This window comes from Williamsia herbipolensis (genome assembly GCF_000964005.1).
Classification (GTDB): domain Bacteria; phylum Actinomycetota; class Actinomycetes; order Mycobacteriales; family Mycobacteriaceae; genus Williamsia_A; species Williamsia_A herbipolensis.
On sequence record NZ_JXYP01000041.1, the window covers coordinates 37,762 to 64,543 of the forward strand.

Annotated in this window: 24 protein-coding genes; 11 read left to right on the forward strand and 13 right to left on the reverse strand. The window is 70.5% G+C overall.

The features are described from left to right. Nucleotides 1-92 precede the first annotated feature (92 nt). Nucleotides 93-368, forward strand: coding sequence for a GlsB/YeaQ/YmgE family stress response membrane protein (locus TU34_RS21210; RefSeq protein ID WP_408068671.1), 276 nt, complete (start codon nt 93-95; stop codon nt 366-368). A 3-nt stretch (nt 369-371) separates the two neighbouring features. Here the strand turns inward: TU34_RS21210 and TU34_RS21215 are convergent, their stop codons facing one another. The 3 genes from TU34_RS21215 to TU34_RS21225 form a co-directional block, all read right to left on the reverse strand. After that, entirely contained in the window at nt 372-1,601 is a 1,230-nt protein-coding gene (locus tag TU34_RS21215; protein ID WP_045824961.1) for an acyl-CoA dehydrogenase family protein, read from the reverse strand. 78 nt (nt 1,602-1,679) lie between these two features. After that, a complete protein-coding gene (locus tag TU34_RS21220) occupies nt 1,680-3,269 on the reverse strand; it encodes a glycerol-3-phosphate dehydrogenase/oxidase (protein ID WP_082080502.1) in 1,590 nt (529 codons plus the stop codon). After that, complete coding sequence (locus tag TU34_RS21225; RefSeq protein ID WP_045824912.1) at nt 3,266-3,931, reverse strand: TetR/AcrR family transcriptional regulator; 666 nt, start codon at nt 3,929-3,931, stop codon at nt 3,266-3,268. Before TU34_RS21225 ends, TU34_RS21220 begins: the two co-directional genes overlap by 4 nt. 20 nt (nt 3,932-3,951) lie before the next feature. On the opposite strand from TU34_RS21225, the gene TU34_RS21230 reads away from it, so the two are divergent. Then, nucleotides 3,952-5,613 (forward strand): FAD-binding oxidoreductase, encoded by a 1,662-nt coding sequence (locus TU34_RS21230; RefSeq protein ID WP_238981424.1) that lies wholly within the window; start codon nt 3,952-3,954, stop codon nt 5,611-5,613. Further along, the gene (locus TU34_RS21235) at nt 5,610-6,563 is read left to right on the forward strand and encodes a diacylglycerol/lipid kinase family protein (protein ID WP_045824914.1); all 954 of its coding nucleotides are present in this window, start codon (nt 5,610-5,612) and stop codon (nt 6,561-6,563) included. The genes TU34_RS21230 and TU34_RS21235 overlap by 4 nt, the downstream gene beginning before the upstream one ends. 133 nt (nt 6,564-6,696) lie before the next feature. Here the strand turns inward: TU34_RS21235 and TU34_RS21240 are convergent, their stop codons facing one another. Both TU34_RS21240 and TU34_RS21245 read right to left on the reverse strand, forming a co-directional pair. Beyond that, nucleotides 6,697-6,867 carry a CsbD family protein gene (locus TU34_RS21240; protein WP_045824915.1) on the reverse strand — a complete coding sequence of 57 codons (171 nt, stop codon included), beginning with the start codon at nt 6,865-6,867 and terminating at the stop codon, nt 6,697-6,699. Nucleotides 6,868-6,966: 99 nt separating this feature from the next. Next, the gene (locus TU34_RS21245) at nt 6,967-7,506 is read right to left on the reverse strand and encodes a Dps family protein (protein ID WP_045824916.1); all 540 of its coding nucleotides are present in this window, start codon (nt 7,504-7,506) and stop codon (nt 6,967-6,969) included. 179 nt (nt 7,507-7,685) lie between these two features. On the opposite strand from TU34_RS21245, the gene TU34_RS21250 reads away from it, so the two are divergent. Next, on the forward strand, nt 7,686-7,910 hold the full coding sequence (locus tag TU34_RS21250; protein ID WP_045824917.1) for a hypothetical protein: 225 nt from the start codon (nt 7,686-7,688) through the stop codon (nt 7,908-7,910). A 6-nt stretch (nt 7,911-7,916) separates the two neighbouring features. Here TU34_RS21250 and TU34_RS21255 read toward each other — a convergent pair whose 3' ends face one another. Genes TU34_RS21255 through TU34_RS21275 form a run of 5 tightly spaced genes read right to left on the reverse strand, consistent with a single transcriptional unit; the run spans nt 7,917 to nt 11,656 of the window. Beyond that, nucleotides 7,917-8,546 carry a class I SAM-dependent DNA methyltransferase gene (locus TU34_RS21255; protein WP_052689149.1) on the reverse strand — a complete coding sequence of 210 codons (630 nt, stop codon included), beginning with the start codon at nt 8,544-8,546 and terminating at the stop codon, nt 7,917-7,919. Then, entirely contained in the window at nt 8,543-9,346 is an 804-nt protein-coding gene (locus TU34_RS21260; protein WP_045824918.1) for a PIG-L deacetylase family protein, read from the reverse strand. The genes TU34_RS21255 and TU34_RS21260 overlap by 4 nt, the downstream gene beginning before the upstream one ends. Next, nucleotides 9,343-10,284 (reverse strand): acyl-CoA dehydrogenase family protein, encoded by a 942-nt coding sequence (locus TU34_RS21265; protein WP_045824919.1) that lies wholly within the window; start codon nt 10,282-10,284, stop codon nt 9,343-9,345. The genes TU34_RS21260 and TU34_RS21265 overlap by 4 nt, the downstream gene beginning before the upstream one ends. Further along, nucleotides 10,281-10,979, reverse strand: coding sequence for a glycosyltransferase family 2 protein (locus TU34_RS21270; protein WP_045824920.1), 699 nt, complete (start codon nt 10,977-10,979; stop codon nt 10,281-10,283). Before TU34_RS21270 ends, TU34_RS21265 begins: the two co-directional genes overlap by 4 nt. Continuing rightward, nucleotides 10,976-11,656, reverse strand: a complete 681-nt coding sequence (locus TU34_RS21275) for an HAD family hydrolase (RefSeq protein ID WP_045824921.1) — start codon at nt 11,654-11,656, stop codon at nt 10,976-10,978. Before TU34_RS21275 ends, TU34_RS21270 begins: the two co-directional genes overlap by 4 nt. Nucleotides 11,657-11,884: 228 nt before the next feature. Between TU34_RS21275 and TU34_RS21280 the strand changes: the two genes are divergently transcribed. Further along, complete coding sequence (locus TU34_RS21280) at nt 11,885-12,595, forward strand: GAF and ANTAR domain-containing protein (protein ID WP_052689161.1); 711 nt, start codon at nt 11,885-11,887, stop codon at nt 12,593-12,595. 22 nt (nt 12,596-12,617) lie between these two features. Here TU34_RS21280 and TU34_RS21285 read toward each other — a convergent pair whose 3' ends face one another. From TU34_RS21285 to TU34_RS21295, 3 genes are all read right to left on the reverse strand, one after another. After that, entirely contained in the window at nt 12,618-13,079 is a 462-nt protein-coding gene (locus TU34_RS21285; RefSeq protein WP_045824923.1) for a hypothetical protein, read from the reverse strand. Continuing rightward, on the reverse strand, nt 13,072-14,235 hold the full coding sequence (locus TU34_RS21290; RefSeq protein ID WP_082080503.1) for a DICT sensory domain-containing protein: 1,164 nt from the start codon (nt 14,233-14,235) through the stop codon (nt 13,072-13,074). The genes TU34_RS21285 and TU34_RS21290 overlap by 8 nt, the downstream gene beginning before the upstream one ends. 391 nt (nt 14,236-14,626) lie before the next feature. Further along, nucleotides 14,627-16,096: a CCA tRNA nucleotidyltransferase gene (locus TU34_RS21295; protein WP_045824925.1), complete on the reverse strand. Its 1,470-nt coding sequence runs from the start codon at nt 16,094-16,096 to the stop codon at nt 14,627-14,629. A 153-nt stretch (nt 16,097-16,249) separates the two neighbouring features. Here TU34_RS21295 and TU34_RS23260 point away from each other — a divergent pair, with 153 nt between their 5' ends. The 6 genes from TU34_RS23260 to sigM all read left to right on the forward strand — a co-directional run bounded on the left by TU34_RS23260 (nt 16,250) and on the right by sigM (nt 26,749). Continuing rightward, the gene (locus TU34_RS23260) at nt 16,250-17,419 is read left to right on the forward strand and encodes an NUDIX hydrolase (RefSeq protein WP_082080504.1); all 1,170 of its coding nucleotides are present in this window, start codon (nt 16,250-16,252) and stop codon (nt 17,417-17,419) included. Next, the gene (locus tag TU34_RS21305) at nt 17,416-20,013 is read left to right on the forward strand and encodes a DUF6049 family protein (RefSeq protein ID WP_052689151.1); all 2,598 of its coding nucleotides are present in this window, start codon (nt 17,416-17,418) and stop codon (nt 20,011-20,013) included. Before TU34_RS23260 ends, TU34_RS21305 begins: the two co-directional genes overlap by 4 nt. Before the next feature lie 415 nt (nt 20,014-20,428). Next, nucleotides 20,429-24,325, forward strand: a complete 3,897-nt coding sequence (murJ, locus tag TU34_RS23265; protein WP_150116651.1) for a murein biosynthesis integral membrane protein MurJ — start codon at nt 20,429-20,431, stop codon at nt 24,323-24,325. Further along, complete coding sequence (locus TU34_RS21315) at nt 24,322-24,957, forward strand: DNA-3-methyladenine glycosylase I (RefSeq protein ID WP_045824926.1); 636 nt, start codon at nt 24,322-24,324, stop codon at nt 24,955-24,957. The genes murJ and TU34_RS21315 overlap by 4 nt, the downstream gene beginning before the upstream one ends. A gap of 10 nt (nt 24,958-24,967) precedes the next feature. Further along, complete coding sequence (locus TU34_RS21320; RefSeq protein WP_203225511.1) at nt 24,968-26,035, forward strand: NAD(P)H-dependent flavin oxidoreductase; 1,068 nt, start codon at nt 24,968-24,970, stop codon at nt 26,033-26,035. Nucleotides 26,036-26,113: 78 nt separating this feature from the next. Beyond that, on the forward strand, nt 26,114-26,749 hold the full coding sequence (gene sigM, locus TU34_RS21325) for an RNA polymerase sigma factor SigM (protein WP_045824927.1): 636 nt from the start codon (nt 26,114-26,116) through the stop codon (nt 26,747-26,749). The last annotated feature ends 33 nt before the right edge of the window (nt 26,750-26,782 follow it).

Consider the following 26,782-nt stretch of genomic DNA (forward strand, 5'->3'; position numbering starts at 1 on the left):
CCCGTGCATAACCACCGCACGCGCGTCCGCTCCATCCGTGAACACCAGACCGAGGAGTCACCATCAGCACAACCGCAGTCGCCGTCGAGATCTTGGCGGAACGTTCCACCACCACGACCAGTGTCGGCATCATCGGCTACATCATCATCGGCGGACTCGCCGGCTGGATCGCCAGCAAGTTCATGGGTACCGACGCTCAGATGGGCATCGTCCTCAACGTCGTCGTCGGTGTCATCGGCGCGTTCCTCGGCGGGTTCCTGCTGAGCTTCGCCTTCGACACCGCAAGCGGCGGTTGGTTCTTCACCTTCCTCACCGCACTCCTCGGCTCGGTGATCCTGCTCTTCATCGTCAAGCGTCTCCGCAAGTAGCTCCTACTGCAGGCGCCTGGTGGCCTGCTTGACCAGTCCGCCACCGATGATCAGGCGTTGGATCTCGCTGGTGCCCTCGTAGAGGCGCAGCAGCCGGGCGTCGCGGAAGATCCGTTCGACGACGACGCCCCGCATGTATCCGGCACCGCCGTGCACCTGCACGGCGGTGTCGGCCACCGTGCCGAGCATCTCGGTGCAGAACAGCTTCGCCATCGACGGGGCGATCCGCCGGTCGGTCTCGGCCACCCACTGTCGTGCGGCCTCCCGCACGATGGTCCGCCCCGCCATCACCTGCGTGGCCATGTCGGCGATCATCGCCTGCACCAACTGATTGCTCCCGACGGGTGTGCCGCCCTGGGTGCTGATCGCCGCCGAGGTCACCGACTCATCCAGCGCACGCTGCGCCTGGCCCACCGCGACCGCAGCGATGTGGATGCGGCCCCGCGCGAGGATGGTCATCGCCGCCCGATAACCCACGTCGGCGTCGCCACCGACCAGGGCTTCCGCCGACACCCGCACCTCGTCGAAATGCACCGTCGCCGTGAGGGAACCCTCCTGGCCCATCTTCTTGTCGGCCGGTGCCACACTCACACCCTCGGCGTCTGCGGGCACCAGGAACACCGCGATCCCCGGCCCCTCGGCGTCGGCGTCGCGGTAGCGCGCGAACACGACGAACAGGTCGGCGGTGGGGGCGTTGGTGATGTACCGCTTCTCGCCGGTGAGCACCCATTCGTCACCATCGGCGACGGCCTTCGTGCGCAGTCCGGCCGGGTTCGATCCGGCGCCGTCCTCGGTGAGGGCGAACGACGCGACGACCTCGCCGGAGGCGATCTTCTCGAGCCATGTCTTCTTCTGCTCATCGGTGCCGAACTGCACCAGCACCTGACCGGCGATGCCGTTGTTCGTCCCGAACATCGACCGCAGCGCGAGGCTGGTGTACCCGAGCACCTCGGCCAGGCGCACCTCCTGCGCGAGGTCGAGACCGAGGCCTCCCCACTGCTGGGGGATCGCGAACCCGAACAGTCCGAGATCGCGCGCGGCCTGCCGCAGATCGGCGGGGATCTCGTTGCCGTCGGCGATCTCCTGCTCACGGGGGATCACCTTCGTGCGGATGAACTCCTCGGTGGTGGCGAGGATCTGTCCGAGTTCCTCGGCGTCGACCTCGGCGCCCGACACGGCGAGGTCACCGGCTCCGGGGCCGTCGATGGTGGGGCCGACCTGCGTTGTCGTCATCGGTCCAGCGTAGGTCGCCGCCCGCTGTGTCACACCGGGTTCGGGGCCGGTCGGGGGTCGATCCTGTCGGGGGGTCGATCAACCGATGTGTGCCGCGAGGACCTGGTCGAGCAGGTGGGTGACGGCCGGACGCGCACGATCGGCGTCGGCGGCGACCAACCCGATACGGGTGCGGCGGTGCAGGATGTCGTCGGCGTCGACCGCGCCCTCGGCGGTGATGGCGAACTCGACCTCTGCCCGCGTCACGTCGATCCCGGGGGCGATCGGCCCGAGGGGCGCACTGATCGTGGCACCCTGCACCACGCGATCGGACTCACCGCCGAAGCGCGCGATGAGCGACGCCGGTAGTCGACGGTTGCGCGTGCCGTGCGCCCCGACGAGCGGGATCGAGTCGGTGACACAGGGATGGGCGTCGAGACGCGCACGGGCGACGGCGGCGTCGACCGCGTCGGCGGCCATCGTGCGGTAGGTGGTGAGCTTGCCGCCGACCACGGTGACCAGCCCGTCGTCACCGACGGTGACCGAGTGCTCCCGGGAGAGGTCGGCCGTCTCACCGTCGGCCTGCAGCAGCGGTCGCAGACCGGCGAACGTCCCGATCACGTCGTCGCGCGACACCGGCCGAGCGAGTGCGGTGTTCAGGGTCGCGATGATCGAGTCGATCTCGTCGTCGGAGGCCTGCGGGACGGCGGGCACCGGGCCCGGCGCGTCAACGTCGGTGAGGCCGGCGTAGACGCGGCCGAGCTGTTCGGGCAGCGCGAACACGAACCGGTTGCGGGCGCCGGGGATCGGGACGGTGAGGGCGCCGGTCGGGTATCCCAGTGTCGCGGCGTCGAACACGAGATGCGTTCCGCGACTGGGACGCACCGTGATCGAGTCGTCGACGGTGCCCGCCCACACGCCCGTCGCGTTGATCACCGTGCGCGCACGGATGTCGAGGTGGTCACCGGTGGTCCCGTCGATCACGGTCGCGCCCTGACCGGTCACCTCGGTGGCACGCATCCGGGTGCAGATCGCCGCGCCGTGGGCGGCCGCGGTCCGCGCGATCGCGACGACGAGTCGTGCGTCGTCGACGAGCTGGCCGTCGTACGAGCGCCATCCACCACGCAGTCCCTCGGTCTCGACGGCGGGACACGCCGCGATCACCTCGGACGCCGAGATGCGGGCGGGGTGCGCCAGCACATCGGCCGGGGTGCGTGCGCCGCGACGCAGGAGGTCGCCCACGGCGAAACCCGTTCCCACGAGGGCACTCCCGATGGCGGCGTCGACGCGTCCCCGCATGCCCGGTCCGGCGGTGCCGTGGCCCGCGGAGTAGGACGGGACGACCTGGGCGACGGGGGAGACCAGGTGTGGCGCGATCGTGGTCATGAGGTTGTGCCGCTCGACGGCGCTCTCCCACGCGATCCGGATGTTGCCCGAGGCGAGGTAGCGGAGTCCGCCGTGGACCAGTTTGCTGCTCCACCGGCTGGTACCGAAGGCCAGGTCCTCGGCCTCCACGAGGGCGACGGTGAGACCACGCGAGGCGGCGTCGAGCGCCACGCCGACGCCGGTGACGCCGCCACCGACCACGAGGACGTCCCACGGTCTGCGCCGGGACTGCAGGCTCGCGCGGTCGCGGCGCGAGCGTTCGGGGCCGAGGTCGGCGCTGAAGGGATGCGGTGGTGTGGTCATGATCGTTCCTCGTCCCGATCACCGTCGCCGGGCGGGATGTCTGCGGTGGTCGTCAGCAACGACACCGGCTCGACCGGGGTCAGGTAGCCGCACAGGGCACGCGTCAGTTCCTGCGACCAGTCGCCGCCGAGCACGGGTGCCACCACCGATCGGGACTGGATCGCCGACTGGGTGATGAGCAGGACCATCGCGCCGAGACGCATCGCATCACCCGAGCGGACAGCGCCCACCTGCTGGGCCTGCGTGATGCGGCTGTCGAGGAGTGCGAGGACTCCGCGTTGGCTGGCTCCCAGTCGCTGGAACACGTATGGCGCCATCAGATCCGGCTGTCGGCGCAGCAACGACGAGAACAGGGTGTCCTCGCTCAACGCGATCGCGGCGCCGACGATCCCGTCCACGAGAGCCGCGAGCACCTTCGGGGGACTCGATTCGGGTGCGGAGTCGATCGCGGCGTCGACGGCGGTGATGTGCTCGGTCACCAGGCTCGTCATGTCACGGGTCAGGAGGTCGCGGATGACCGCGCTCACCTCGGGCCATCGCCGGTAGACGGTCGGTCGGCTCACGCCGGCCTCACGGGCGACCTCGGCGAGGGTCAGCTTGCGTCCGGATCCGCGGACGAGGCAGCGCCGTGCCGCGTCGAGGACGTCGTTCCTGGTTGACATGTTGTGTAAAACTGTAACGCATGTTTGCCTCCCCGTCCGCCGCTCGTGCCCATGGATCACCCCGGATCGGTCTGCCGCCGATGCAGTGGAACGCCTGGGGAGTCGCCGAGGAGGCGACGACCCTCTCGCCGGCGGTCCTCGACCTCGTTCGCAGCGCGCTCGGGGTGAGCGGCGACCCGCGACCGGTGCCCGCGATCGACGAGGTGACCGTCGCACCGACCCGCGTGACCGACGACGACCGCGGGGCGCTCGCCGACATCGTCGGGTCGGGGTGCGTCTCGGTGGATCCGCAGGACCGTCTGCGCCGTGCCGGCGGCAAGAGCACTCCCGACCTGCTGCGTCGGACCGCGATCAAACAGGACGCGCCCGACGCGGTCGTGGCTCCCGGGACCGAGGACGAGATCGCCGCCATCCTCGCCTGGTGCGCGAAGGCCGGGGTCGCGGTGGTCGCCTTCGGCGGCGGAACCGGTGTCGTCGGCGGCCTCGATCCCGATGCCGGGCGTCACCGTGCCGTCATCTCGCTCGATCTGCACCGGTTCGACTCCCTGATCGATCTCGACGCGACGTCGGGGATCGCGGTGCTCGGTGCCGGCGTCTCCGGGCCACGCGCCGAGGAACTTCTCACCGAGCACGGATTCTCGCTCGGCCATTTCCCCCAGAGTTTCGAGTTCGCCACCATGGGCGGGTTCGCGGCGACCCGCTCGTCAGGTCAGGACTCGGCCGGTTACGGACGCTTCGACGACATGGTCGTCGGACTGACGGCGATCACCCCGCGCGGGACGCTCCGCCTCGGCCCCGTGGCCAAGTCGGCGGCCGGGCCCGACCTACGACAGATGGTGCTCGGATCGGAGGGCACCCTCGGGATCATCACCGCCGTGGCGCTGCGGGTGCATCCGACGCCGCCGCACGCCGTGAACGAGGCGTGGCATTTCGCGAGCTTCGCCGAGGGCGCGGCCGCGGTCCGCGCGGTCGTCCAGCGGGGGACCGGTCCGACGGTGCTACGACTGTCCGACGAGGTCGAGACCGGCGTGAACCTGGCCAGACCCGGCGCGATCGGGGTCAGCGACGACGCCGTGGCCGGCGGTGTCCTCGCGATCACCCGCTTCGAGGGCGACGAGTCGCTGTGTGCGGCGCGGCGCGACCTCACCGCGGAGACGCTGCTGGCCGCGGGCGGCACCTCGTTGGGTACCGCGCCGGCCGACGCCTGGGAGCACGGGCGCTTCCGCGCGCCCTACCTGCGTGATGCGCTGCTGGCCATCGGTGTGGGATGCGAGACCCTCGAGACCGCGACCACCTGGGCAGGGGTCCCCGCGCTGCGCGACGCGGTGGTCGCGGCGTTGACCACCGCACTGTCCCGTCCCGCCGACGGCCTGCCGGGCGGCTCGCCTGCGCTGGTGATGTGCCACATCTCGCACACCTATCCGACCGGTGCGTCGCTCTACTTCACGGTCATCTACCGGATGGGAGACGACCCGCTGGCGCAGTGGGCGACGGCGAAGGCCGATGCATGCGCCGCCATCGTCGCCGCGGACGCCACCATCACCCACCATCACGCCGTCGGGGCCGACCACAGGCCGTACCTGTCGGCGGAGATCGGCGAGGTCGGGGTCGAGATGCTGCGGGCCGTGAAGGACGCGCTCGACCCCGCGGGCGTGCTCAATCCCGGAACGCTGATCCCGTGAGCAACTCCGACCGCGGACCGGTCTCATCGGTCGTGGCGCTGGTGAACCCGACGTCGCGCAACGGCGCGGCGATGGTCACGGCCCGGCAGGCGATCGCCGCCCTGACCGCGCGCGGTGTGACCGTCGACGCGCGGTCGGGGTCGTCGGCTGCCGATGCCGCGCTGATCGCGCGCGAAGCGGTGGCCCGGGCGGGCGACCCGGCGTCGGGTCTCGACGCGGTGGTGGTCATCGGCGGCGACGGCACCATCGGCCCGGTGCTCGCCGCGGCGCGCGGTACGCAGGTGCGCGTCGGCCTCATCCCGGCCGGGACGGGCAACGACCACGCACGTGCCCTGGGGATCCCCACCACGGACATCGACGGGGCGACAAACATCATCGTCGCAGGTCACACGCTTCGGTGCGACCTCGCGCGGCTCACCGTCGGCGACCGCACCACCACCTTCGGCACGGTCGCGGCGATCGGGCTCGACGCCGCCGTCACCGAACGTGCGGTGGGTATGACGCGCCCTCGGGGGCAGTCCCGGTACGCACTGGCCGCCGTCGCCGAGATCGCGGCGCTGAGGCCCCGCCGATTCCGGGTGACGGTAGACGGGATCGTCCACGAGATGGATCTCGTGATGGCCTCGGTGGGCAACACCCCGAGCTACGGCGGCGGCATGCGGATCTGCCCGTACGCACGCATCGACGACGGTCTGCTGGACGTGACCCTCGTCGAGCACACCTCCCGGCTGCGCCTGCTGGGTCTGTTCCCGACGATCTACCGCGGGACGCACGTCTCCCGCCGCGGCGTGCACTCGCTGCGGGCGAGCACCGTGACGATCGAGACGGCCGAGCCGACGCCGGTCTCCGCCGACGGGGAACTCCTCGGGGTGACGCCGGTCACAATCGAGATCGACGCATCCGCAATGGATTTCCTCAGCCCACGATCCACGGGTTCTCCACAGGCGTGAAAGCCATTTATCCCCACTGTCCACAGGTGTTCTGTGGATAAGTCGTGATTCGTGCTGGCCGCCAACGATTTAGATCGACAAACGACGAAACCCGAACCGTCACAGACGATTCGGGCTCCGCGAGCAGCTGGTCTCAGCTGAGCTTGTCCTTGATGTTCTCGCCGACCTTCTTCACGCCGGCCGAACCCTGGTCCTTCTTGCCCTCGGCCTCGAGATCCTTGTTGTCGGTGGCGTCACCGACGACCTCTTTTGCCTTGCCGATGGCGTCTTCGGCGGCGTTCTTGGCCTTGTCAACAATCCCCATGAGAATCTCCTGTTGTCTCCCCCGACCGATGTCGGGGCGTCTGTGGGCCGTGCACCGACGGCGCACGGGTGGCGAGCTCAGCGACAGCGTCGTCGCAGATCAGCGAGCCTGGTCTGCAGCGGCCTTCTCACTGGTCGCGCCGGCGGTGGCGAGCTCACCGGTGTAGCTCTCGAGATGCGCGCGGACGAACCAGTGGAACTTCTCGAGTTCGGCGGTCTGGCCGATGAGGATGTCCTCGGTGACGGGGTCGAGCTTGCCGGTGGTCTCGATCGCGTCGCGGTGCGAGGTGATGAAGCCGACGTAGACCAGGTCGAGGGCACCGAGATGCGCCTGGACGGTGTCGCGGCCGAGGCTGTAGTCATCCCAGCTGCGGCTGTCCTCGATGGCCTTGGCGGTGCCCTTGGGCGACTCGCCGAGGGTGGCGATGCGCTCGGCCAGGGTGTCTGCGTAGCCGCGCACCAGCTCGACCTGCGGGTCGATCATCTCGTGGACGCCGATGAAGTTCGTGCCGACGACGTTCCAGTGCACGTGCTTGAGGGTCAGATGCAGGTCGTTGAGCGCGCTCAGTCGTTCCTGCAGCGTCGCGACGACGGTCGCAGCGCTGTCTGCGGTCAGTCCGGGTGTGGTGAAAGGAGCCATGTCTTCGACGGTAGGTCGCCACCGGGGGCTTGCCCACCGCTGGCGGAGATCGCAACCAGACCGATTCGACGATCACGAAATGGTAACGGCAAGCCGTGACTCCAGCGTTACCGCTGCGAGACCACACCGTGATGATCCGGGGTGCGGGGCCGCTACCTGCATCTGTCAGCGTAGGGGTCATGGACGAGCAGACCACCATGGTCGACGAGATCGACAGCCGCGACGATGACCGCCGCGAATGGCGGTCGGTGAACGCCGTCGTGATGGTGCTCGCCCTGCTGACCTGCCTGTTCGTGATCGCGCTGCCGATGCTGGGGTCTTTGGCGCTCGCCGGCGCCGTGCTCGGACTCTTCACCGGCGCGGGCCTCGCCACCATCTTCGTGCTGTCCCGCGTGCAGGACTGACGGCCCCTAGCCGCCGGACGGGCCATCGGTCGTGCTCGGCGCCAGACCGTCGCGCACGGCCACCGACTCGACCCCTGCCGGCTCGAATATCTCGATGGTCACATCTGTGTCGCGGTAGCCACCCGACGCGGTGGAGAGCACCTCGGTGAGCCGACGATGGATCTCGTCTCCCGACCACCGGTGCTCGTCCACCGGATGCCGCCAGTCCACGGCGACGACCGTGGCCCCGGCGAGGTGCTGATCGCGGATCCACCCCAACGCCCGCGCCAGCGGCTCGGCGTCGAGGTAGTAGAGAACCTCGCTGGCGACGACGAGGTCGTAGGTCTCGCCAGGGGTCCACGTGATGAGGTCGGCGACCTCGAACCGCACGCGGTCGGAGTCGGCGACCAGTCGTCGCCGTGCGATCTCGACGCCTCGGGGGTGCAGTTCGACGCAGTGGACGCGATCCACCCGCGCGAGCAGCTGCTCGGTGAGTGCACCGGTCGACGACCCCAGCTCGAGCGCGCTGACGAAACGCGCCCGCGGGAGCGCGGCCACGGTGAGCTCACGCTTGCGGCGCTCGTAGAAGTGGTCGTCGAAACCCCACGGGTCATCCGACCGCGCGTACATCCGCTCGAAGTAGGCCGGGTCGGTCACGTGAAGAACACCTCGGTGCGGCCGGTGAGACGGTCGAGGATCCGCGGCGGCAACACCGCGCGGTCGGCGGGGTCGGGGGACAGGTCGGTGATCTGGCTGACGAACGCGGCGACCGCCCGCATCTTCGCCGCGTGTGCGCCCTCGGAGAGGGGGTGTGCGCTCGCGCGTTCCCACGGAACCGCGGGATCGCCGGGGGTGGCCCAGTGCCACATCCACACGGGATACTCGGCGAACACCGACCCCGTGCGCTGTGCCGCGGCGACCGCGGCGCGGCCGGCGGCCTCGTGATCGGGATGACGGTCGCCGCGCCAGGGCGCGAGAACCAGATCGTGGCCACCGAACGTCTCCATCGCCTCGGCCACCGCCTCCTCCATCTCGGCGGCGTGGTCGGCCAGCTCCCCGTCGGGCAGACCCACGTGCCTGACGTGCTCGACCCCCACCTCGGCCAGGGAGGCCTCCAGCTCGGCGCGACGGATACGCGCCAGGTCGGCAGGGGACACCGTCGGCGATCCGGGATGCGAGGCGGCACCGTCGGACAGGCAGAGCACCGTCACCCCGCCCCCGGCGGCGATCCGCTCGGCGATGAGGCCACCCGCACCGAGGACCTCGTCGTCGGGATGGGCCGACACCACCAACATCCGCGTGGGCTCGGTGAGTTCCAGGGCTGGCAGCCGGTGGGTCGACAGCCAGTCCCGCCACTGTTCGGCGGTCGCGAGCCCCTCGGCACCGAACCCCTCTGCGTTGAACCCCTCTGCGTTGAACCCCTCTGCGTCCTCACTGGTGACATCGGCTGCGGTCATGGTGCCTTTCTCGCGTCGATCTCGGTGCACAGTCGTCCGAGCGCGATCAGGTCGCGTTCGGCGTGCGACTGCCGGATGTAGACGGTGAGATCGGCGACCGCACCTGCGTGTGAAACATCGGCGACCAGCGGTCCCGGTCCACGGCTGCGGCCCACGCGGTCGATGATCTCGCCGGCCACCGACTCGATGTGCGCCCGCACCCGCAACGCGAGCACCTGGGCGGCCACTCCGTCGTCGGGCGCATCGTCGATCGCGGCCGCGGCGGAGGCGAGCACGGCCTCGCCCGAGAACAGGGCCACGTCCACCGCACCGCGGTGCATGAGCGCGACATCGTCGTCGCGAGGGTGAGCGAGCACGGCCTGCGCCACGCGTTGCGCGCCGCCGAACCAACATGCCGCGACCCCGATGGCGCCGTGCCAGAAGCCCGGGCGCCCGAAGTAGTCCTCGGCGTCGGCGATGAAGGTGGCGGGAGTCGCGTCGAAGGCGACGGCGTGGGTCTCGGTGGCCCGCATCCCCGCGGCGTGCCAGTCGTCGTTCCCCACGGTGATGCCCGGTGCGTCGAGGGCGACGGCGACCAGGACGCGTCGGCCCTCGTGCCACGCCGTCACGAGCGCGTGTGTGCAGCCGCGGGAGCCCGAGCACCAGGGCTTCGTCCCGCGCAGAGACCAGGTGGAGGTGTCCGTGGACGCGGGGTCCGGATCGGCCGCGAGCGTGGGCGGCGGACCCTCCGCCGCCCACACGCCCCATCGTTCGCCGGGTCCGGGTGCCCTGGCACCCAGGTCGTGCAGGATCGCCTCGGCATCGACGTGCGCCTCCAGCAGGCGCCCGGTGGAGATGTCGGCGCGCGCCGCCTCGGTCAGGGCTCGCCACCGTTCTGCCGTGTGCCCATGGCCGGGCAACGGGAGGGTGGGGCCGATCCCCGTGATCACCGGGGTCATCCGGCCACCACGCTCGGAGTGGCGGTGACGGGGGTGTCGAGGAGCGCGGGCAGCGAGGTCGCGAATCCGGCCGGCACCCGGCCGCGGGCCCGGGTGGAGGTGACCACCGGGGCCTGCGCGCTCCACTCCATCGCATACCGGTGTGCCCGGAGCCGGCGCACCAGGTCGACGTCCTCGTCGTGGGTCAGCGGCGCGAACCCGCCGAGGGCGCCGTACACCGATGCGCGCACGCCCAGGTTCGCGCCGTGGATGTGGCGATGGCCGTCGCGGTCGATGTACTGCGCGGCGAACCGCTGCGCGGCGTCGCGCGGCCACCGCTCCCAGTTCTCGGGGACGATGGTGCCGAGAACGGCATCGGCTCCGGCGTCGGCCAGACGCAGGTGATGCACGAGCCAATCGGCCGGAACCCGTGAATCGGCATCGGTGTTCGCGAACCAGACGTCCGCGGTGCACGGGAAGCCGGAGAACCCCGTGGCCCGCGCGACACCGACGTTGCGCGCGCCGATGGTGCGCACCTCTACGTGCCGTCCCACGACGGTCTCGGATCCGTCGTCACACGCGTCGGCGACGACCACCACCTGGACCGGCACCGACACCTGCGCCGCGGCGCGGTCGATGGCGGCCAGGGCCTCGGGCAGGTCGTCGCGCTCGTTGTGTGCGGGCACCACCACGACGCACCGCGACACCGCGGTCACCGCCGATCACCGGAGTCCAGGACGCCGCTCGCGACGACCTCGGCGGCGTCGCGGTACACCGCACCGGCACCCGCCTGCAGGAGCTCACCGCGACCCACACCGCCGGTCAGGACGCCGATCCCGGGAACGCCACGGTCGGATGCCGCGACGAAATCCCATGTGGCGTCGCCGATCATCACCGCATCGGCGGCCCGCACACCGGCACGGTCGAGTGCGATGCCGACGATCGTCGAGTCAGGTTTTGCGGTGTCGACGTCTGCTCCCGAGGTGACGGCGTCGACGAGATCGTCGACGTCGAGGAGTTCTCGCAGCAGGGCCAGTTCATGGTCGGGGGCCGAGGTCGCCAGGACGACGCGCATGTTCAGTCGCTTGGCCTCCCGCACGAGTTCGCGCGCACCGGGCAGAACCGTGAGCTGCGAGGAACGCTCGGCGTACGCACGGTCGTGCGCGTCGGACAGACGGGATTCGAGATCGTCGGATCCGGTGTCGCCGGTGGCGACCTCGATGAGCTCCGACACCAGCAACGCACCGTCTTCACCGATACGTCGGTGAATCTCCCAGTGCGGCAACGTCAGATCGCTCTCGGCGAACGCCTGCCGCCACGCGGCGACATGCGTGTACACCGAGTCGATGAGGGTGCCGTCGATGTCGAACAGGGCCGCCCGTGGCTCGCTCACGCGTGATCGCGCGCCGAGGCGAGCACCGATTGCATTGCGCAGACAGGGAATCGCGGATATGCGAACAGCATGAGGGAACGGCCTTCCGAGGGCTCGAGGATGTGCGACGAACCACCCGAGGACTTCAGGCACGTAGCCCGAGTGTATCCAGGCCGGGGGGCCTGTCAACACCGACGAACCCTCACCCGTGAGACCATGAGCAGGTGAGAAGGCATGACCGTGGATGAGATGACCGATACGAGTACGCTCCTCGCGCTGGCGCAGCTCGCACGCTCCCTGCACGAGCAGGACGACCCGGCCGGTGAAGACGCACTGCTGCAATCGATCACCGACAGCGCGGTCGATCTGGTCCCCGGCACCGACCACTGCGGGATCACCTTGGTCGACAAGGGGGAGTTCACCTCGGTGGCTCCCACCGACGATGTCGCCGCCCGCGTCGACGCCATCCAGCACGAACGCCGCGAAGGTCCCTGTCTCGATGCCGCATGGGCGGATCACATCGTCCGTGTCCCCGACTACGACACCGAGACCCGGTGGCCCTCGTTCGTGTCCGCGGTCCGCACGGAGACCCCCGTACGCTCGACGGTGGCGTTTCAGCTCTACCGCGGTGAATCCACCATGGGAGCGCTGAACCTGTACGCACACAACGCGAATGCCTTCGACGCCGAATCGGAGGAACTCGGTCTGGCGGTCGCCACCCACGCTGCGCTGGCGATCTTCGCGGCGCGACGGGACGACCAGTTCGCCAGCGCGCTGGCCAGTCGCGACACCATCGGGCAGGCCAAGGGGATCGTCATGGAGCGATTCGACGTCGACGCGGTACAGGCGTGGGAGCTGATGCGGAAACTCTCCCAGGACGCCAACATCAAGGTCGCCGAACTGGCACGCAAGCTCATCGACGCCGACCACCCCACCAAGCGCCGCGATCTGCTGAACTAGCGATCACGACGGTCGACGCGGGTCAGCTCGGTCGTGCCTCGTGACCGGTACGGCCGTCGGTGCGGCGGCGCTCCTTCATCTCCGACTCCATGACATGGCGTCGGCCGTCCAGGAGCTCCTCGCGCGTGCGCTTCTCGAAGTCCTTCACCGTGGTGTAGTAGCCGTCGTCGAACTCCTCCACGAGCTGAAAGGTCCATCGACCCGGAAAGGTGTTGGCGCCGACGACCTCTCGCCACATGTCGGCCGCGAGGCCATCGTGTCCGGCGTCGGACAGCATGTCCGCGGCCTCACCGAACAGGAGATCGGCGTGACCGGACATCTGGTGGGCCTCGTAGAGGTGACCCCGGACACGCTCGACCCACTCGAGGGCCTCGGTGACCTTGCCGACCGCTTCGACGGTGGCGTCGGACACCCCGGCAGGACGACGGTGTTCGTCGTCGACCGGCAGGTCGTCTGCGTTGTCGGCCCCGGGCCGATCAGACAACGGTGAACCGGCTCAGGATCGAGTGCACGGCCTGGGTGACGGTCATGCGGTCGTAGGTCTGCACGAAATCGAAGGTGCGCTCGAGATCGGGGCCCTCGTCGTGGAGATCGCGCGCGGCGAGCAGGGCGCAGAAGTGGGGCCCGAGGACGGCCACGTTCCATTCGTCGGCCAGGGGATCGTCGGGATCGAGCGGCGCGTGCTGCACGTTCCCGTCGATCATGTTGACCAGACCGACGCCGTAGACACCGGCCAGACCGGCGTTCTCGGCCAGTTCCTTCCACCGCTTCGCGGTGAGCAGCGTGAAGAACTTCGCGTGCTGGAAGGTACCGAGGACCACGACCGCCGCACCGGCCGCCGATGCCTGCGCCTCCAGCGACTTGCTCATCTCGATGAGCAGGCGCTTGGTGCCGCGGCGGGGGCGGTGCACCGCGGACCCGATGGCGTAGGGCGTGGTCGGTCCGGTCTCGGGCGTCGACCACACCGGGGCCTCGGGCAGGGGCACGATCGCCTCGTCGCCGAACTCCGCGGGGTCTTTCACGGGGGGATACAGGTCACCCAGCCCGTAGGTCGCACCGACGGTCAGCGCCGCCATCTTGAGCGCCACCGAGTCGACACCCTCGGCGATGACCACGGCGTGGCTGCGCTCCACGTGCGCCGCCAGGGCATGGGCGAGACGGGCCATGTCGGGCTCGGTGGTACGGGTCAGGAGTTCGGGTCCGGTGATGATCACGTCGGGCTCGATGAGCGCCAGCATCGTGATCGCGTATTCGCTCACCCCGAGGCCGTCGACACAGATCACCCGGCCGGCACGACGTGCCGCGGCGACCTTCGCCATCGTCCGCTGAGGGCTGTGCAGCATCTCGTCGGGCTGGACCGAGACCGCGAGCCGCTCCAGGGAGGGCTCGAGATCGTCGTCGTCGACCGAATCGAGGTCGACCGTGACCAGCAACGGGAGGATGTCGGCGATCGTCTGCGCCTGCTCGGTGGCCGCGAACGCGAACTTGTGGTGATCGAGGACGTGTTCCTGCTGCATGAGGCGCGCAGCGTGCCGGAGAGATTCCGCGGTGCTCAGTGCGGACCCCGCGGGGCCGCGCACCTGGAGCTCAGCGGCGGCGAGAGCACCGTCGGTGAGACGTCGTACAGGCGCGAACTGCACAGACACCTCCAACGCCCCGACGAAGGAATCCTCGTCGTGACTCGAGCGTACCGGTCGTGAGTCGGTGGAAATACGCCTCACCGACCCGAGGTCGAGAGTGTGCAGGTGGAGACCGTGGGAGCGGTCCCGGGAGAGAAGGCCATCGTGCGTTTCCCGTCTTGCCCTCGCCGTTTCGCAGCCACACCGGCAGCGGATCGGTTCACGCTGCGTCAGATCTGATCCGGGGTGTCCGGAGGGTCGATCGTGCGGGTCACGGAGGAGGAGGGGATGTAGTCGTTCGCGAGGCCAGTGTCTCGACCTGACCACAGAGTAGCCGGATCCGGCCCGTACGTCACGGGCCGGTAACCGACCGCACCACCAGGTAACGGAATGATAACGAAGGCGACAGGGGTCAAGAACCCGGTCGATCGGGCTGCTCCTGCCACCACGCCAGCAGGGCCGCCTCGGCCTCCTCGCGGTCGAGCGGTCCGCGATCGAGGCGCACCTCCTTGAGGTGGCGCCACGCGCGGCCGACCACCGGGCCCGCGGGCACACCGAGCAGTTCCATGATCGCGTTGCCGTCGAGATCGGGCCGCACCCGCTGCAGGTCCTCCTGCTCGGCCAGGACGGCGATGCGCCGCTCGAGGTCGTCGTACGTCCGCTGCAGGCGCTGAGCTCGGCGTTTGTTCCGCGTCGTGCAGTCGGCGCGTACCAACTTGTGCAGACGGGGGAGCAGATCACCGGCGTCGGTGACGTAGCGCCGGACCGCGGAATCGGTCCACTTGCCCTCGTCGTACCCGTGGAAGCGCAGATGGAGGAACACCAGGGTGGCGATCTCCTCGATCACCGCCTTCGGATACTTCAACGCCTTGAGCCGCTTGCGCACCATCTTCGCGCCGACGACCTCGTGGTGATGGAAGCTCACCCCACCGTCGGGTTCGTGCCTGCGAGTGGCCGGTTTGCCGATGTCGTGCAGCAGTGCCGCCCACCGCAGGACGAGATCGGGATCACTCTCCTCGAGATCGATCGCCTGCTGCAGCACCGTCAGCGAATGCCAGTAGACGTCCTTGTGCTGGTGGTGCTCGTCGATCGCCAGCTTCATCCCGGGGATCTCCGGCAGCACCCGCTCGGCGAGACCGGTGTCGGTGAGGGCCACGACACCCTCGACCGCGTGCTCACCCAGGATCAACTTGTCGAGCTCGGCCGCGACACGCTCGACGGTGATGCGCTGGATCTGATCGGCCATCTCGGTGATCGCCGTGATCACCCGCGGCACCGGGGTGAACCCCAACTGCGCGACGAACCGCACCGCTCGCAACATCCGCAACGGGTCGTCGGTGAACGACACCTCCGGCGGCGACGGGGTGTCGAGCACCCCGCGGACCAGGTCGGCCATCCCGTCCAGGGGGTCGATGAACTCCTGCTCGCCGCCCGCCCCGAGACGCACCGCCATCGCGTTGACCGTGAAATCCCGGCGCACGAGATCACCCTCGAGGGTGTCGCCGAACTCGACCAACGGATTGCGCGTCACCTGGTCGTAGGTGTCGGCGCGGAACGTCGTGATCTCGATCTGGTGGCCGGCGCGCGACGCGCTGACCGTGCCGAACTCGATACCGGTGTCCCACACGGCGTCGGCCCACCCGCGGAGCAGCGCCTGTACATCGGCCGGTCGGGCGTCGGTCGTGAAGTCCAGATCGGTCCCCAGACGGCCCAGGACCGCGTCGCGGACCGAGCCACCCACGAGGAACAAGGAGAAACCGCGCTCGGCGAAACGGTCACCGAGGGGCGTGAGGACGTCGGAGAACTGACGCAGCGAGACCGCCGCGTTCGTCAGCAGACGGGTGCGGCGCTCGTCGGAGGACTGGCCGGCCGATGCTGTCACGAGGTGACAGCCTACCGACCCCCGGATCCACCCGATCCGGCGTCGTCGACTCGCCGACCTCGCACGTTCTCCGAACTGTCGCACCCACCGTTCTCCGAACGGGCACCCTCACCGTTCCCCGAACGGGGGGTTACAGGCGGCTAGCATCGTGGGGTGTCAGCCGAACCCACCGAGCCGAATCGCGATGTCGCAGGACATCCGCGTCGTCGGCGCGGCAAGAGGCGCGGCGGTCGCAGGCGTGGTTCCGCGGCGGCGACGGGCATCGTCGCGGTCCCGAACACCCGTACGACGGACCCCCGTACAACGGACGACACCCCCAGCACCGCCGGCTCGACCGAGACCCCCGACATCGCCGCCGAGGCACCGTCGCCGTCCCGTTCCGACACCCCCACCGGCGGATCACGACGCGGCCGTCGCGGTCGGCGTCGCAAGCCCAGCCGCCCCACCTCCGACACCCCCGACAACGCCGTCGGCGGCTCCCGCGACGGCGACGTCACCGTCGCGGTCAAACCCTCCGATCTGCGTGCCGCCGTCCGTCCGGCGGGCCGCGCGCCGCGTTCGACGCCGGCCGATCCCGACGCCGACGCGGGCCCGCGCCTCCGAACCGTGCGCGAGACCTCGGCCGGCGGTCTGGTCGTGTCGAACATCGACGGTCCCGCCGACGATCGATGCGCCGCACTCATCGGCCGTGTCGACCGACGGGGACGGATGATGTGGTCACTTCCCAAGGGACACATCGAAACCGGGGAGACCGTCGAGCAGACCGCGATGCGCGAGGTCGCCGAGGAGACCGGCATCGAGGGCACCGTCGTCGCCTCGCTGGGCAAGATCGACTACTGGTTCGTCAGCGAGGGCAAGCGGATCCACAAGACCGTGCACCACTATCTGATGCGGTCGATCGGTGGTGAGCTCTCCGACGCCGACTACGAGGTCGCCGAGGTGGCCTGGGTCCCGCTGTCGGACCTGCCGAAGAAGTTGACCTACTCCGACGAACGACGTCTCGCCCGCGCCGCCGCCGACGTCCTGGACTCCCTGACCTCCGACCCCGAACTCCTCGCCCGCTCCGAGGCCGACAACGTGCGCACCGAGCCCAACGAGTACGAGAAGGCCGCGGCCGCACGCAACCAGCGCCGCAAGGAGCCGGTGCGGGCGCCGCGTCCGCGCCGACGTCGCCGCGGCCCCCGACGTCCCGCCGCAGCCGATGGCACCCCGAGTACGGCGTCGGGCCCGGCGCAGCCGGAATCGACACGGACGCAGCCCGAATCGACACGGACGCAGTCCGAGCCGAGGCGGGGCGCCCACGAGCCGCGTCACGACGGATGACCCGGCATCGACCGCCGGTACGAGGCCACCGGCGCACCGGTGCACGTGCCGTCGCGACACTGCTCGCCGCGATCGTGGCGGCGATGTGGATCGCCGGGACGGGCCCCGTGGGCGCGGCACCGTTCCCCGAACCCGCCGAGTTCGTCAACGTCGCCATCGACTCGGTGTCACCGTCGACCGTGACCACGTCGAGCCCGTCCACGGTGACCGTCACGGGCACGCTCTCCAACGTCGGGGACCGACCGGTGCGCGATCTGGTGATGCGACTGCAGCGCGGCGACGCGGTGCAGTCGTCGACGGGCCTGCGGTCGTCGCTCACCCGCGACACCGCGCAGTACGAGGTCACGACGCCGTTCCGCGACGTCGCGTCCGAGCTCGACCCCGGACAGCGTCGGAGTTTCTCGCTGACCGTCCCGCTGTCGGCGCCCGCCGAACCCCAGTCCGGCGGCGGCACAGCAGGACTCGGTGTCGACACCCCGGGCGTCTACCCCCTGCTGGTCAACCTCAACGGCACCCCCGATTACGGCGAGGCCGCCCGCCTCGACGACTCCCGCACGCTGCTCTCGGTGCTGGGCCTGCCGCCCGACCGGGGTCTCGCGACGACCGCCGCGGGAGCCATGGCCGCCGGATCGACCGGTGCACCGGGTGTGGGGACCGACGGTTCGGTCGCGCCGACGGTCTCCACGCCCACGCAGTTCACCCTGCTGTGGCCGCTGGCCGCGCCGGGTCAACTCGCCCCCGGCGTCCCCGGCGGCGGTGACTCCGATGTCCGCCTCGTCAGCGACGATCTCGCCACCTCGCTGAAGTCGGGCGGACGGCTCGACGGACTGCTCACCACCCTCGACGACGCGACGTCCACCGCGGACGCGCCCCTGACCCGCAGCACCTGCATCGCCGTCGACCCCGATCTGCTCGTGACGGTGCAGGCGATGACCACCGGGTACGTGGTGTCGCGCGATCCCACCGATCCACGCTCGGCCACCCGCGAGGGAACGGGCTCGGCCGCGGCGCGGGCGTGGCTGGAACGGTTGCGGACGATGGCGTCACGACTGTGCGTGGTGGCGCTGCCCTTCGGTCAGGTGGACCTCGACACCCTCGCAGCCGCTGCCGACCCGGCGCTCACCCGCACCGGTCTCACGTCACCGGCGGAGATCGTCGACACGATCCTGGGGGTCACCAGCCTGCGCAACCTCGTGGTGCCCACCAGCGGTGCGCTCGATGCCACCGCCGCGAGACTGCTCACCGCGAACCGACTCGACCGCGCGCTCGTCGCGTCGTCGTCGATACGCACCGCGACGCCGTCGGGGACCGGCCAGTACCGCGCGGCCGACGTCGGCGTCGCGACCTACGACCCGTCGGTCACCACCGCGTTGGCCGCGATGGGCGCAGCGCCGTCGACCCCGGCGATCACGCCCACCGATCAGCGGTTCGACCTCGAGTCGGAGTCTCAGGACAGTCGACGCGTCGCGGCAACGTCGGCGCTGACCTACTCGGCCATCGCACCGACCACCGGGTCGGCGGCGGCGCGGATCGGGGCACCGGTCGACACCCCCGTGGTGGGGCGCAGCGAGGTCGTCGTGCCGCCCGCGGTGTGGTCGGCCTCGGCCGACGACGCCCGCGCCGTACTCGACACCGCCACACTGCTGCTCGACACCGGTCTCGCCGCACCCCGGCCGCTCGGGACCGTGGCCGCCGACCTCACCGACACCTCCACCACTGCCGAACTCCAGACGCCCCCCGACACCACCGTCGGTCTGACCAGCCTCGACGCCGACACCACCGGGATGATCACGCGGGCGACGTCGATGATCTTCCAGATCGAGGCCTCGATGGTGGCGCGCAACGACGTCGCGATGTCCCCGCGCGCCTACGTCGCACCGCTGGTGGAGGACCTGATCCGCGCGATGCGGTCGGCGCCGGTCGACGACGCCGCAGACCGGCGTTCGATGGTGGCGACCGCCCGGGCCCGCGTCGCGGCGGTCGATCGCGCCGTCGACCGGATGCGTGATTCGGTCAGCATCCTCGATCCCGGGGGGAAGTACACGCTCGCCTCCGAGCGCAGTCCGTTGCTGCTGGTGGTGCGCAACGACCTGCCCCTGTCGATCCGCGTCCGCCTCGACACCTCGGCACCGCCGGATCTCGACGTCGGCGACATCGGCGTGATCGAGATCCCGCCCAAGGGCACGCGACAGATCCAGCTGCCGACCGAGGCGCGGTCGTCGTCGTCGATGACGGTCACCATCGCCCTGGTGACCTCGAGCGGTGTCGCGATGGGCAGTCCGATCGAGTTGTCAGTACATTCCAACGCATATGGGAAGGCGTTGTTCATCATCACGATCTGTGCCGGCGTGCTGTTGGTCCTGCTGGCGGGCCGACGGCTCTGGCACCGGTTCCGGGGACAGCCCGACCCGGCCGACTTCGACCGGCCCGAACCCGATGAGCGTGAACGCCTGATGGCCGACAGCCGCTACCTGCACGGCGGGCACGCGGGCGCCGGTGCGGACACCCTCGAGCACCCGTTCCCCCGGATCCGTTCGGCCGGCGACACCGACCGTGCCCACGATCCCGAGCGTCCCGGCGGCCGCGATGACTGACGGCCCCGACGGCACCCCGCAGGATCGGGACGGCGAGAGCGCCGACACCGGTTCGCGGGCGGCGCCGCGTCGCATACCGGCGACCGGCGAGCCGCTGGGCGATCCTGCCCACGGCAGGGCCGCGCCGCGTTCCATCCGACCTGCCGGACAACGGCTCTCGGACCCCGGCGCGCTCGACGAGCCGGAGTCGACCCGGTCGCGTCGACGCACGCGCACCGAACCCCCGCCGCCGCGCCGCCGCCCGGCCGGGTACGCGCCCCTCGCATCGCAATACCCACCGCCCGAGTCCGCACCACGCATCGCCGCCCCGACGACCGGTGGGGGGCGCCGACCACCGCCGTTCGAGGTGGCCGGTCGCCGGACGGGATGGGACGGGACCGAGTGGGACGACACCGTCGACCCGCCGACCCGCCGGATGGCGATCTCGGCCCCACCGCACGCCGACCCGGGCGACATCGGCGAGGTCGAGATCAGCGACGAGACGATCCGGGCCCGGAAATCCGCCGCCGGCGCGTCGGCGCAGCGCGACGCCCGCCCCCGGCCGGACGACTCCGACGCGAGCGTGTTGCGGACGAGTGGGTCGATCGCGCTGGCCACCCTGATCAGTCGGATCAGCGGTTTCGTCCGCACCATCCTGGTGTTGGCGTCGCTCGGCGCCGCGACGGCGTCGTCGTTCCAGGCCGCCTACGTGTTGCCCAGCATCGTCGCCGAGGTGGTTCTCGGCGCGGTGCTGACCGCGATCGTGATCCCGGTCCTGGTGCGTGCCGAGGCCGAGGATCCCGACGGCGGAGAGGATTTCGTCAACCGGATCTTCACCCTCGCCCTCACCACCCTCGGCGTCGCGACGGTCGTCGCGCTGGTGGCCGCGCCACTGCTGACCTACCTCAACCTCGGCGACGGCGAGGTCAACCGCGATCTCGCGACCGCACTGGCCTATCTGCTGCTGCCGGAGATCCTGTTCTACGGGATGTCGGCGCTGTTCACCGCCATCCTCAACATGAAGGGCGCGTTCCGTCCGGGGGCCTGGGCGCCGGTCTGCAACAACGTCGTCCAGATCGCCACCCTCATCGTGTTCGCCCTGATGCCCGGCGAGATCTCACTCGACCCCGTCCGGATGGGCGACGCGAAGCTGCTCGTCCTCGGTGTCGGCACCACGCTCGGCGTCGTGTGCCAGGCCGCGATCCTCCTGCCTGCACTGCGTCGCGCCGGGGTGCGGCTGCGTTTGCGGTGGGGGCTCGACGCCCGCCTGCGGGCGTTCGGACGGATGGCCGCGGCCATCGTCCTCTACGTCGCGGTGCTGCAGGTCGGGTTCTTCATCACCTACCGGATCGCATCGCACGCCGATGCCTCCGGCGTGAGCGTCTACGCGACCCACTGGCAGTTGCTGCAGCTGCCCTACGGCGTCCTGGGCGTCACGATCCTCACCGCGATCATGCCGCGGCTGTCGCGCAACGCCGCGGCGAAGGACACCCATTCGGTGGTCGACGACCTGTCGCTGTCGACGCGTCTGACCATGGTGGCGCTGGTGCCGATCATCACGTTCATGACGTTCTTCGGACCGGCGATCGCCATCGCGATCTTCAATTTCGGGCGGTTCGACCTGTCGGCGGCCGACCAGCTGGGGTCGGTGCTCAGCTGGGGTGCGTTCACGATCATCCCGTACTCGATGACGCTGGTGCAGCTGCGTGTCTTCTACGCCCGCGAGGACGCATGGACACCCACGGCCATTGCGGTCGGCATCACCGTCGTGAAGTCGGTGTCGTCGTATCTCGGGCCCGTGCTGTTCGACGACGGTCAGACCGTGGTCCGATGGCTCGCCTTCTCCAACGGCCTCGGATACGTCGTCGGGGCGATCGTCGGGCACATGCTGCTCCGACGTCGGCTCGGGCGGATCCGCATGACCAACGTCTCGCGGACCACCCTGCTCACCCTGGCCGCGTCCATCGGAGGGTGCGCGCTCGTGTGGGGCGTGTCGCAGGCGTCGGGCCTGCACCGATTCGCCTCCGACCACGGCAAGATCGGATCGCTGGCCTACCTCGTCTTCACCGCGATCGTCGCCCTCGGGCTCGTCTACACCGCACTGGTCCTCCTACGGATCCCCGACGTGATCGCGGTCAGCGTCAGCGTCCGGCGCATGCTGGGCCGGTTCATCCCGGCCGTCGCGCCGCGTTCGCAGGCGGCCGACGAATCCATCGCCGAGATGACCGTCGCGTTCCCGCGGATCACCGGTGACGAGAGCCTCCCCTATTCTGGGCAGGTACAGGTGTTGCGGCGATTCGATCGCGGTACAGCCAGCTGGCAGGCATATTCGGTACACACCGGTGGTGCGGTGGGTGGATCGTCGCCCGATGCGCCTCGCGATCTGCGGTATCGACGGAGAGGAGTTGGCCTCGTGGGTGACAACCGCGTCGACCCGGAGAAGGTCGACCCCGGCGCGGAGCGCGATGTCGATTCCCGTGCGGAGCACGACGTCAACCGCGGTGCGGAGCGCGATGTCGATCACGGTGGTCTGCACGATCTCCCGGGATCGGTGAACACCGACCCCCGACTGCGCGCCCTGCGGCCCGACGGACCACCGTCGCGACCCGACGCCGCCCCGACCGCCGATGACACCGCCACCCGGGCCCGACCCGCGGTCGGTGCTCCCGGTCCTGCCGCCCCGGCCGACGCGAATCCGCCTGCGGCACCGACTCCTCCGACCGGCCCGAGCCCTGCCGGCGTTCCGACACCGACGGGTGGACCGCCGCGTCGCGGGCCGCGCCTCGTGCCGGGTGCCGCAGTCGCCGGCGGCCGCTACCGACTCCTGCAGGCACACGGCGGCACGCGCGGACTGCAGTTCTGGCGGGCTCGCGACATCAACCTCGACCGCGACGTCGCCCTGACCTTCGTCGACGCCGATCAGACCTCGCCGCCACCGGAACCCGGTGCGGCCCAGGGCGTTCGCGGGGAGGGACCGCAGGCCGTGCTGTCGCGCACCCTGCGACTGGGCCGGGTCAACTCGCCCGGTATCGCCCGCGTTCTCGACGTGGTCCGCGGATCGTCGGGCGGCATCGTGGTCGCCGAGTGGGTGTCGGGCTCCTCGCTGGCCGAGGTCGCCAAGACCAATCCGTCTCCCGTCGGCGCCGCACGCGCCGTCCGTGCCCTGGCCGCAGCCGCGGAGGCCGCGCACAGGACCGGCAGCTCGCTGTCGATCGACCACCCCGACCGCATCCGTATCTCCCGTGAGGGCAACGCGGTGCTGGCCTTCCCCGGCACCATCGCCGGCGACGACAAGACCACCGACGTGCGCGGACTCGGCGCGGTGCTCTACGCGCTGCTCCTCGCGCACTGGCCCCTCGATCCCGACGGTGCCGCGAAGGCCATCACCAGCGCGACGACCGGCGAACCGATCGGTGGGCTGCCGGTCGCCGAACCGTCGGCCGCGGGCATCCCGAAGGAACCGCGCGCCGTCCGCGCCGACGTACCGTTCGAGATCTCCGCCGTCGCGGCACGGGCGTTGGAGGGCAACAGCGGGATCCGCACGGCCGCAACGATCCAACACGTCCTCGACCAGGCGACGGTCGTCGACCAGAAGACCGACCTCATGCCCGTCATCGGTGACGACACCGAGCGTCCGGCACCCGCCACCAACGTCTCGCCCCAGGCCGCGGGGCGTGGTGGGTCACGTCTGTCGCTCTCCGACCGCTCACCGCGTTCGATGCGCGTCCTCGCGATCGCCGCCGCGGCCGGTCTGGTGATCCTGCTGCTCGTGATCGCGCTGATCGTCTGGCTCACCGACACCGTCGGTTCGTCGAACGGGCCCACCGACATCAACTCGATCATCACCTCGTCGGAGCAGCCCGGTCAGTCCGGCGCCGCCGCCGCACCGTCCGGCGCCCTGAGCCTGCGGTCGGTCACGGTGGTCGACTACTCCAACCAGACCGCCGACTCGAGCACGAACGTCGGCAACATCATCACCGGGCAGGGTCCGGCGTGGAGCACCGACACCTATCGGGGCGGACCCCGCTTCGGCAATCTCAAGAACGGCCTCGGGTTGATGTTCGCGCTCGATCGGGCGGCCGCGGTCCGCACGGTGACGGTCCGAACACCGAACCCCGGTATCGCACTGCAGATCCGGATGTCGCCCTCGGCGTCCGCGGGATTCGACGAGACGACCCAGGTCGCCACCGCGACGATCGACCGCCCGACGACCACGATCACCATCGGCCAGCCGCGCTCGGCCCCGTACGTCCTGGTGTGGCTGACCTCCTTGCCGCAGAGTTCGCGCGGCGGGTTCCAGGGGACCATCAGCCAGATCAGCATGGGCAGTTGACCGACGATCCCCTCGGTGTGACCGTCTGCGAGGACGGACTGGCCCGCCCGCCGTGGGCGGTGACGCCGGGCATGATGCGCGACTACTACGACACCGAGTGGGGCATGCCCGTCGACGGCGAGTCGGCCCATTTCGAACGTCTCTGTCTCGAGGGCTTCCAGTCGGGTCTGTCGTGGGCGACCATCCTGCGCAAGCGTCCCGCGTTCCGAGAGGTGTTCTGCGACTTCGACGTCGACACCGTCGCAGCGTTCGGCGAGACCGATGTCGAGCGTCTCCTCACCGACGCACGGATCATCCGCCACCGCGGCAAGATCGAGGCCACCATCGGTAATGCCGCCGCCACGATCGCCCTACGCGACACCGTCGACGGGGGACTGGTGTCGCTGCTGTGGTCGTTCCGGCCCGATCGCACCCCCACCCCCGAGACGATCACCGAGGTGCCCACCTCGTCACCCGAGTCGGTGGCGATGTCGAAGGAATTGCGACGCAGAGGTTTTCGCTTTGTGGGTCCGACCACGATGTACGCACTGATGGAGGCGCTGGGCATCGTCGACACCCACCTCGTGGGCTCGTTCCGGCGCGGTTCGTCCGGGGTGTGGGCGCCCGACGGCAGCCCGCGGGCACGGCGGTAGCGTCGCCGGGGTGAGTGCACAGCTGCGCGATCTCCCCGTCCCGCTCGTCGGTGCCCCCATGGCCGGCGGACCCACCACCGACGATCTCGTCGTCGCCGTCGGCGAGGCAGGAGGGCTGGGCTTCCTCGCCACCGCCTATCGGTCGGCCGAGCAGATCAGGGCCTCGTTCGATGCCGTCCGCGAGCGTGGCGTTCGGCGCTTCGGCGCCAACCTCTTCGTTCCGGATGCCCCGGGAGCGCACGAGACCGATCCGGCAGGCGTCGCTCGGTACATCGAGGCTCTCACGCCCTGGGCGCAGGCTGCGGGCGTCGCGGTGCCCGAGGTGCCGTCGTTCTCGACCGCGGAGTACGCCGCCGCCCTCGACGTCGTCGTCGACCGGCGGGTCCCGTGGGTGTCGTTCACCTTCGGGCTGCCCGGCCCCGACGAGGTCGCCCGCCTCCACGAGGTCGACGCCGCGGTCGTCGTGACGGTCACCACCGTTGCCGACGCGCACGCGGCGGTCGAGCGCGGCGCCGACATCCTCTGGGTGCAGGGGCCGGCCGCGGGCGGCCACCGCTCGACCTTCACCGTGGCGCAGACGCCGCCGGAGGAGTCACTGGACCACCTCCTCCGAGCGATCGTGGATTCCGTGGAGACACCGGTGATCGCCGCCGGGGGAGTGGCCGACGGATCCGACGTCGCACGGCTCCTCGGGCTCGGCGCCCGGGCCGTCGGCATCGGCACGTTGCTGCTGCGGACCCCCGAGGCGGGCACCAGCGCCCCGTACCGTCGGGCCCTGGCCGCGGCGACCGAACCCGGTTCGCCGGCGCACACCGTGCTCACCAGGGCGTTCTCGGGACGTCCCGCCCGTGGACTCGCCAACCGGTTCCACCACGAACTCGGCCACCTCGCGCCATCGGTGTTCCCCGAGCTCAACACACTGACCGGCCCCATCCGGCGCGCGGCGACGGCCGCCGACGACGCCGAGGCCATCACGCTGTGGGCCGGGGAGGGATTCGCCGCCGCCCGCGCGGTGCCGACGGCCACCGTGATCGCCGACCTCTGGCGCGCAGCGCTCGAGCACGGCGCCGGCGGCTGATCCACAACAGGAATCGATCCACAGGCGCCGACACGCTCGCCGATCGCGACGATGCGCACTCCACTACCGTGGCTGACCATGACCGATGCGGGGACGGGCACCGACACGACGGCGTCCTCGCCTGCCCGGACGCCGACCGACGAACAGTTGCTCGCCGCGCATCTCGGCGGTGACCCGCGGGCCTTCGGCCACCTCGTCCGACGCCACCAGAACTACCTGTGGGCGGTCGCCCGCCGGAGCAGCCACAGCGCCGAGGACGCCTCCGACGCTCTGCAAGAGGCCCTGCTGAAGGCGCACCGCAACGCCGCGACCTTCCGGGCCGACGCGCAGGTCCGGTCGTGGCTGCACCGCATCGTCGTCAACTGCGCGCTCGACCGCGTCCGCCACAACACCCTGCGACACACCGTCCCCATCCCGGAGTTCGACATCCCGGCCCTGGCCGATCCGCGGGACGCGACCGCCGAGATCGACACCCGCCTCGCCGTCGACCGCGCACTGGCGACACTGCCCGCCGACCAGCGCGAGGCGGTCGTGGCCGTCGACGTCGAGGGCTACTCGGTCACCGACGCCGCCGCGATGCTCGGTGTCCCCACCGGGACCATCAAGAGTCGATGCGCCCGGGGCCGCGCCAAGCTCGCCGTCGCCCTCGGTCATCTCCGCGAACCCGACGATGTGCCACCCGGCGGGAACCCATCGATCCCGGTCGGCGTCTGATGGGTATGCGGATGGTCACCGGCGCCGACACAC

Bases quoted from the DNA above. Each gene is read 5' to 3' on its own strand.
- TU34_RS21220 (WP_082080502.1), bottom strand. From the start codon at position 3,269: ATGACCACACCACCGCATCCCTTCAGCGCCGACCTCGGCCCCGAACGC.
- TU34_RS21230 (WP_238981424.1), top strand. From the start codon at position 3,952: ATGTTTGCCTCCCCGTCCGCCGCTCGTGCCCATGGATCACCCCGGATC.
- sigM (WP_045824927.1), top strand. From the start codon at position 26,114: ATGACCGATGCGGGGACGGGCACCGACACGACGGCGTCCTCGCCTGCC.
- TU34_RS21225 (WP_045824912.1), bottom strand. From the start codon at position 3,931: ATGTCAACCAGGAACGACGTCCTCGACGCGGCACGGCGCTGCCTCGTC.
- TU34_RS21265 (WP_045824919.1), bottom strand. From the start codon at position 10,284: ATGACCCCGGTGATCACGGGGATCGGCCCCACCCTCCCGTTGCCCGGC.
- TU34_RS21245 (WP_045824916.1), bottom strand. From the start codon at position 7,506: ATGGCTCCTTTCACCACACCCGGACTGACCGCAGACAGCGCTGCGACC.
- TU34_RS21215 (WP_045824961.1), bottom strand. From the start codon at position 1,601: ATGACGACAACGCAGGTCGGCCCCACCATCGACGGCCCCGGAGCCGGT.
- TU34_RS21280 (WP_052689161.1), top strand. From the start codon at position 11,885: ATGACCGATACGAGTACGCTCCTCGCGCTGGCGCAGCTCGCACGCTCC.
- TU34_RS21260 (WP_045824918.1), bottom strand. From the start codon at position 9,346: ATGACCGCAGCCGATGTCACCAGTGAGGACGCAGAGGGGTTCAACGCA.
- TU34_RS21250 (WP_045824917.1), top strand. From the start codon at position 7,686: ATGGACGAGCAGACCACCATGGTCGACGAGATCGACAGCCGCGACGAT.
- TU34_RS21240 (WP_045824915.1), bottom strand. From the start codon at position 6,867: ATGGGGATTGTTGACAAGGCCAAGAACGCCGCCGAAGACGCCATCGGC.
- TU34_RS21305 (WP_052689151.1), top strand. From the start codon at position 17,416: ATGACCCGGCATCGACCGCCGGTACGAGGCCACCGGCGCACCGGTGCA.
- murJ (WP_150116651.1), top strand. From the start codon at position 20,429: ATGGCGATCTCGGCCCCACCGCACGCCGACCCGGGCGACATCGGCGAG.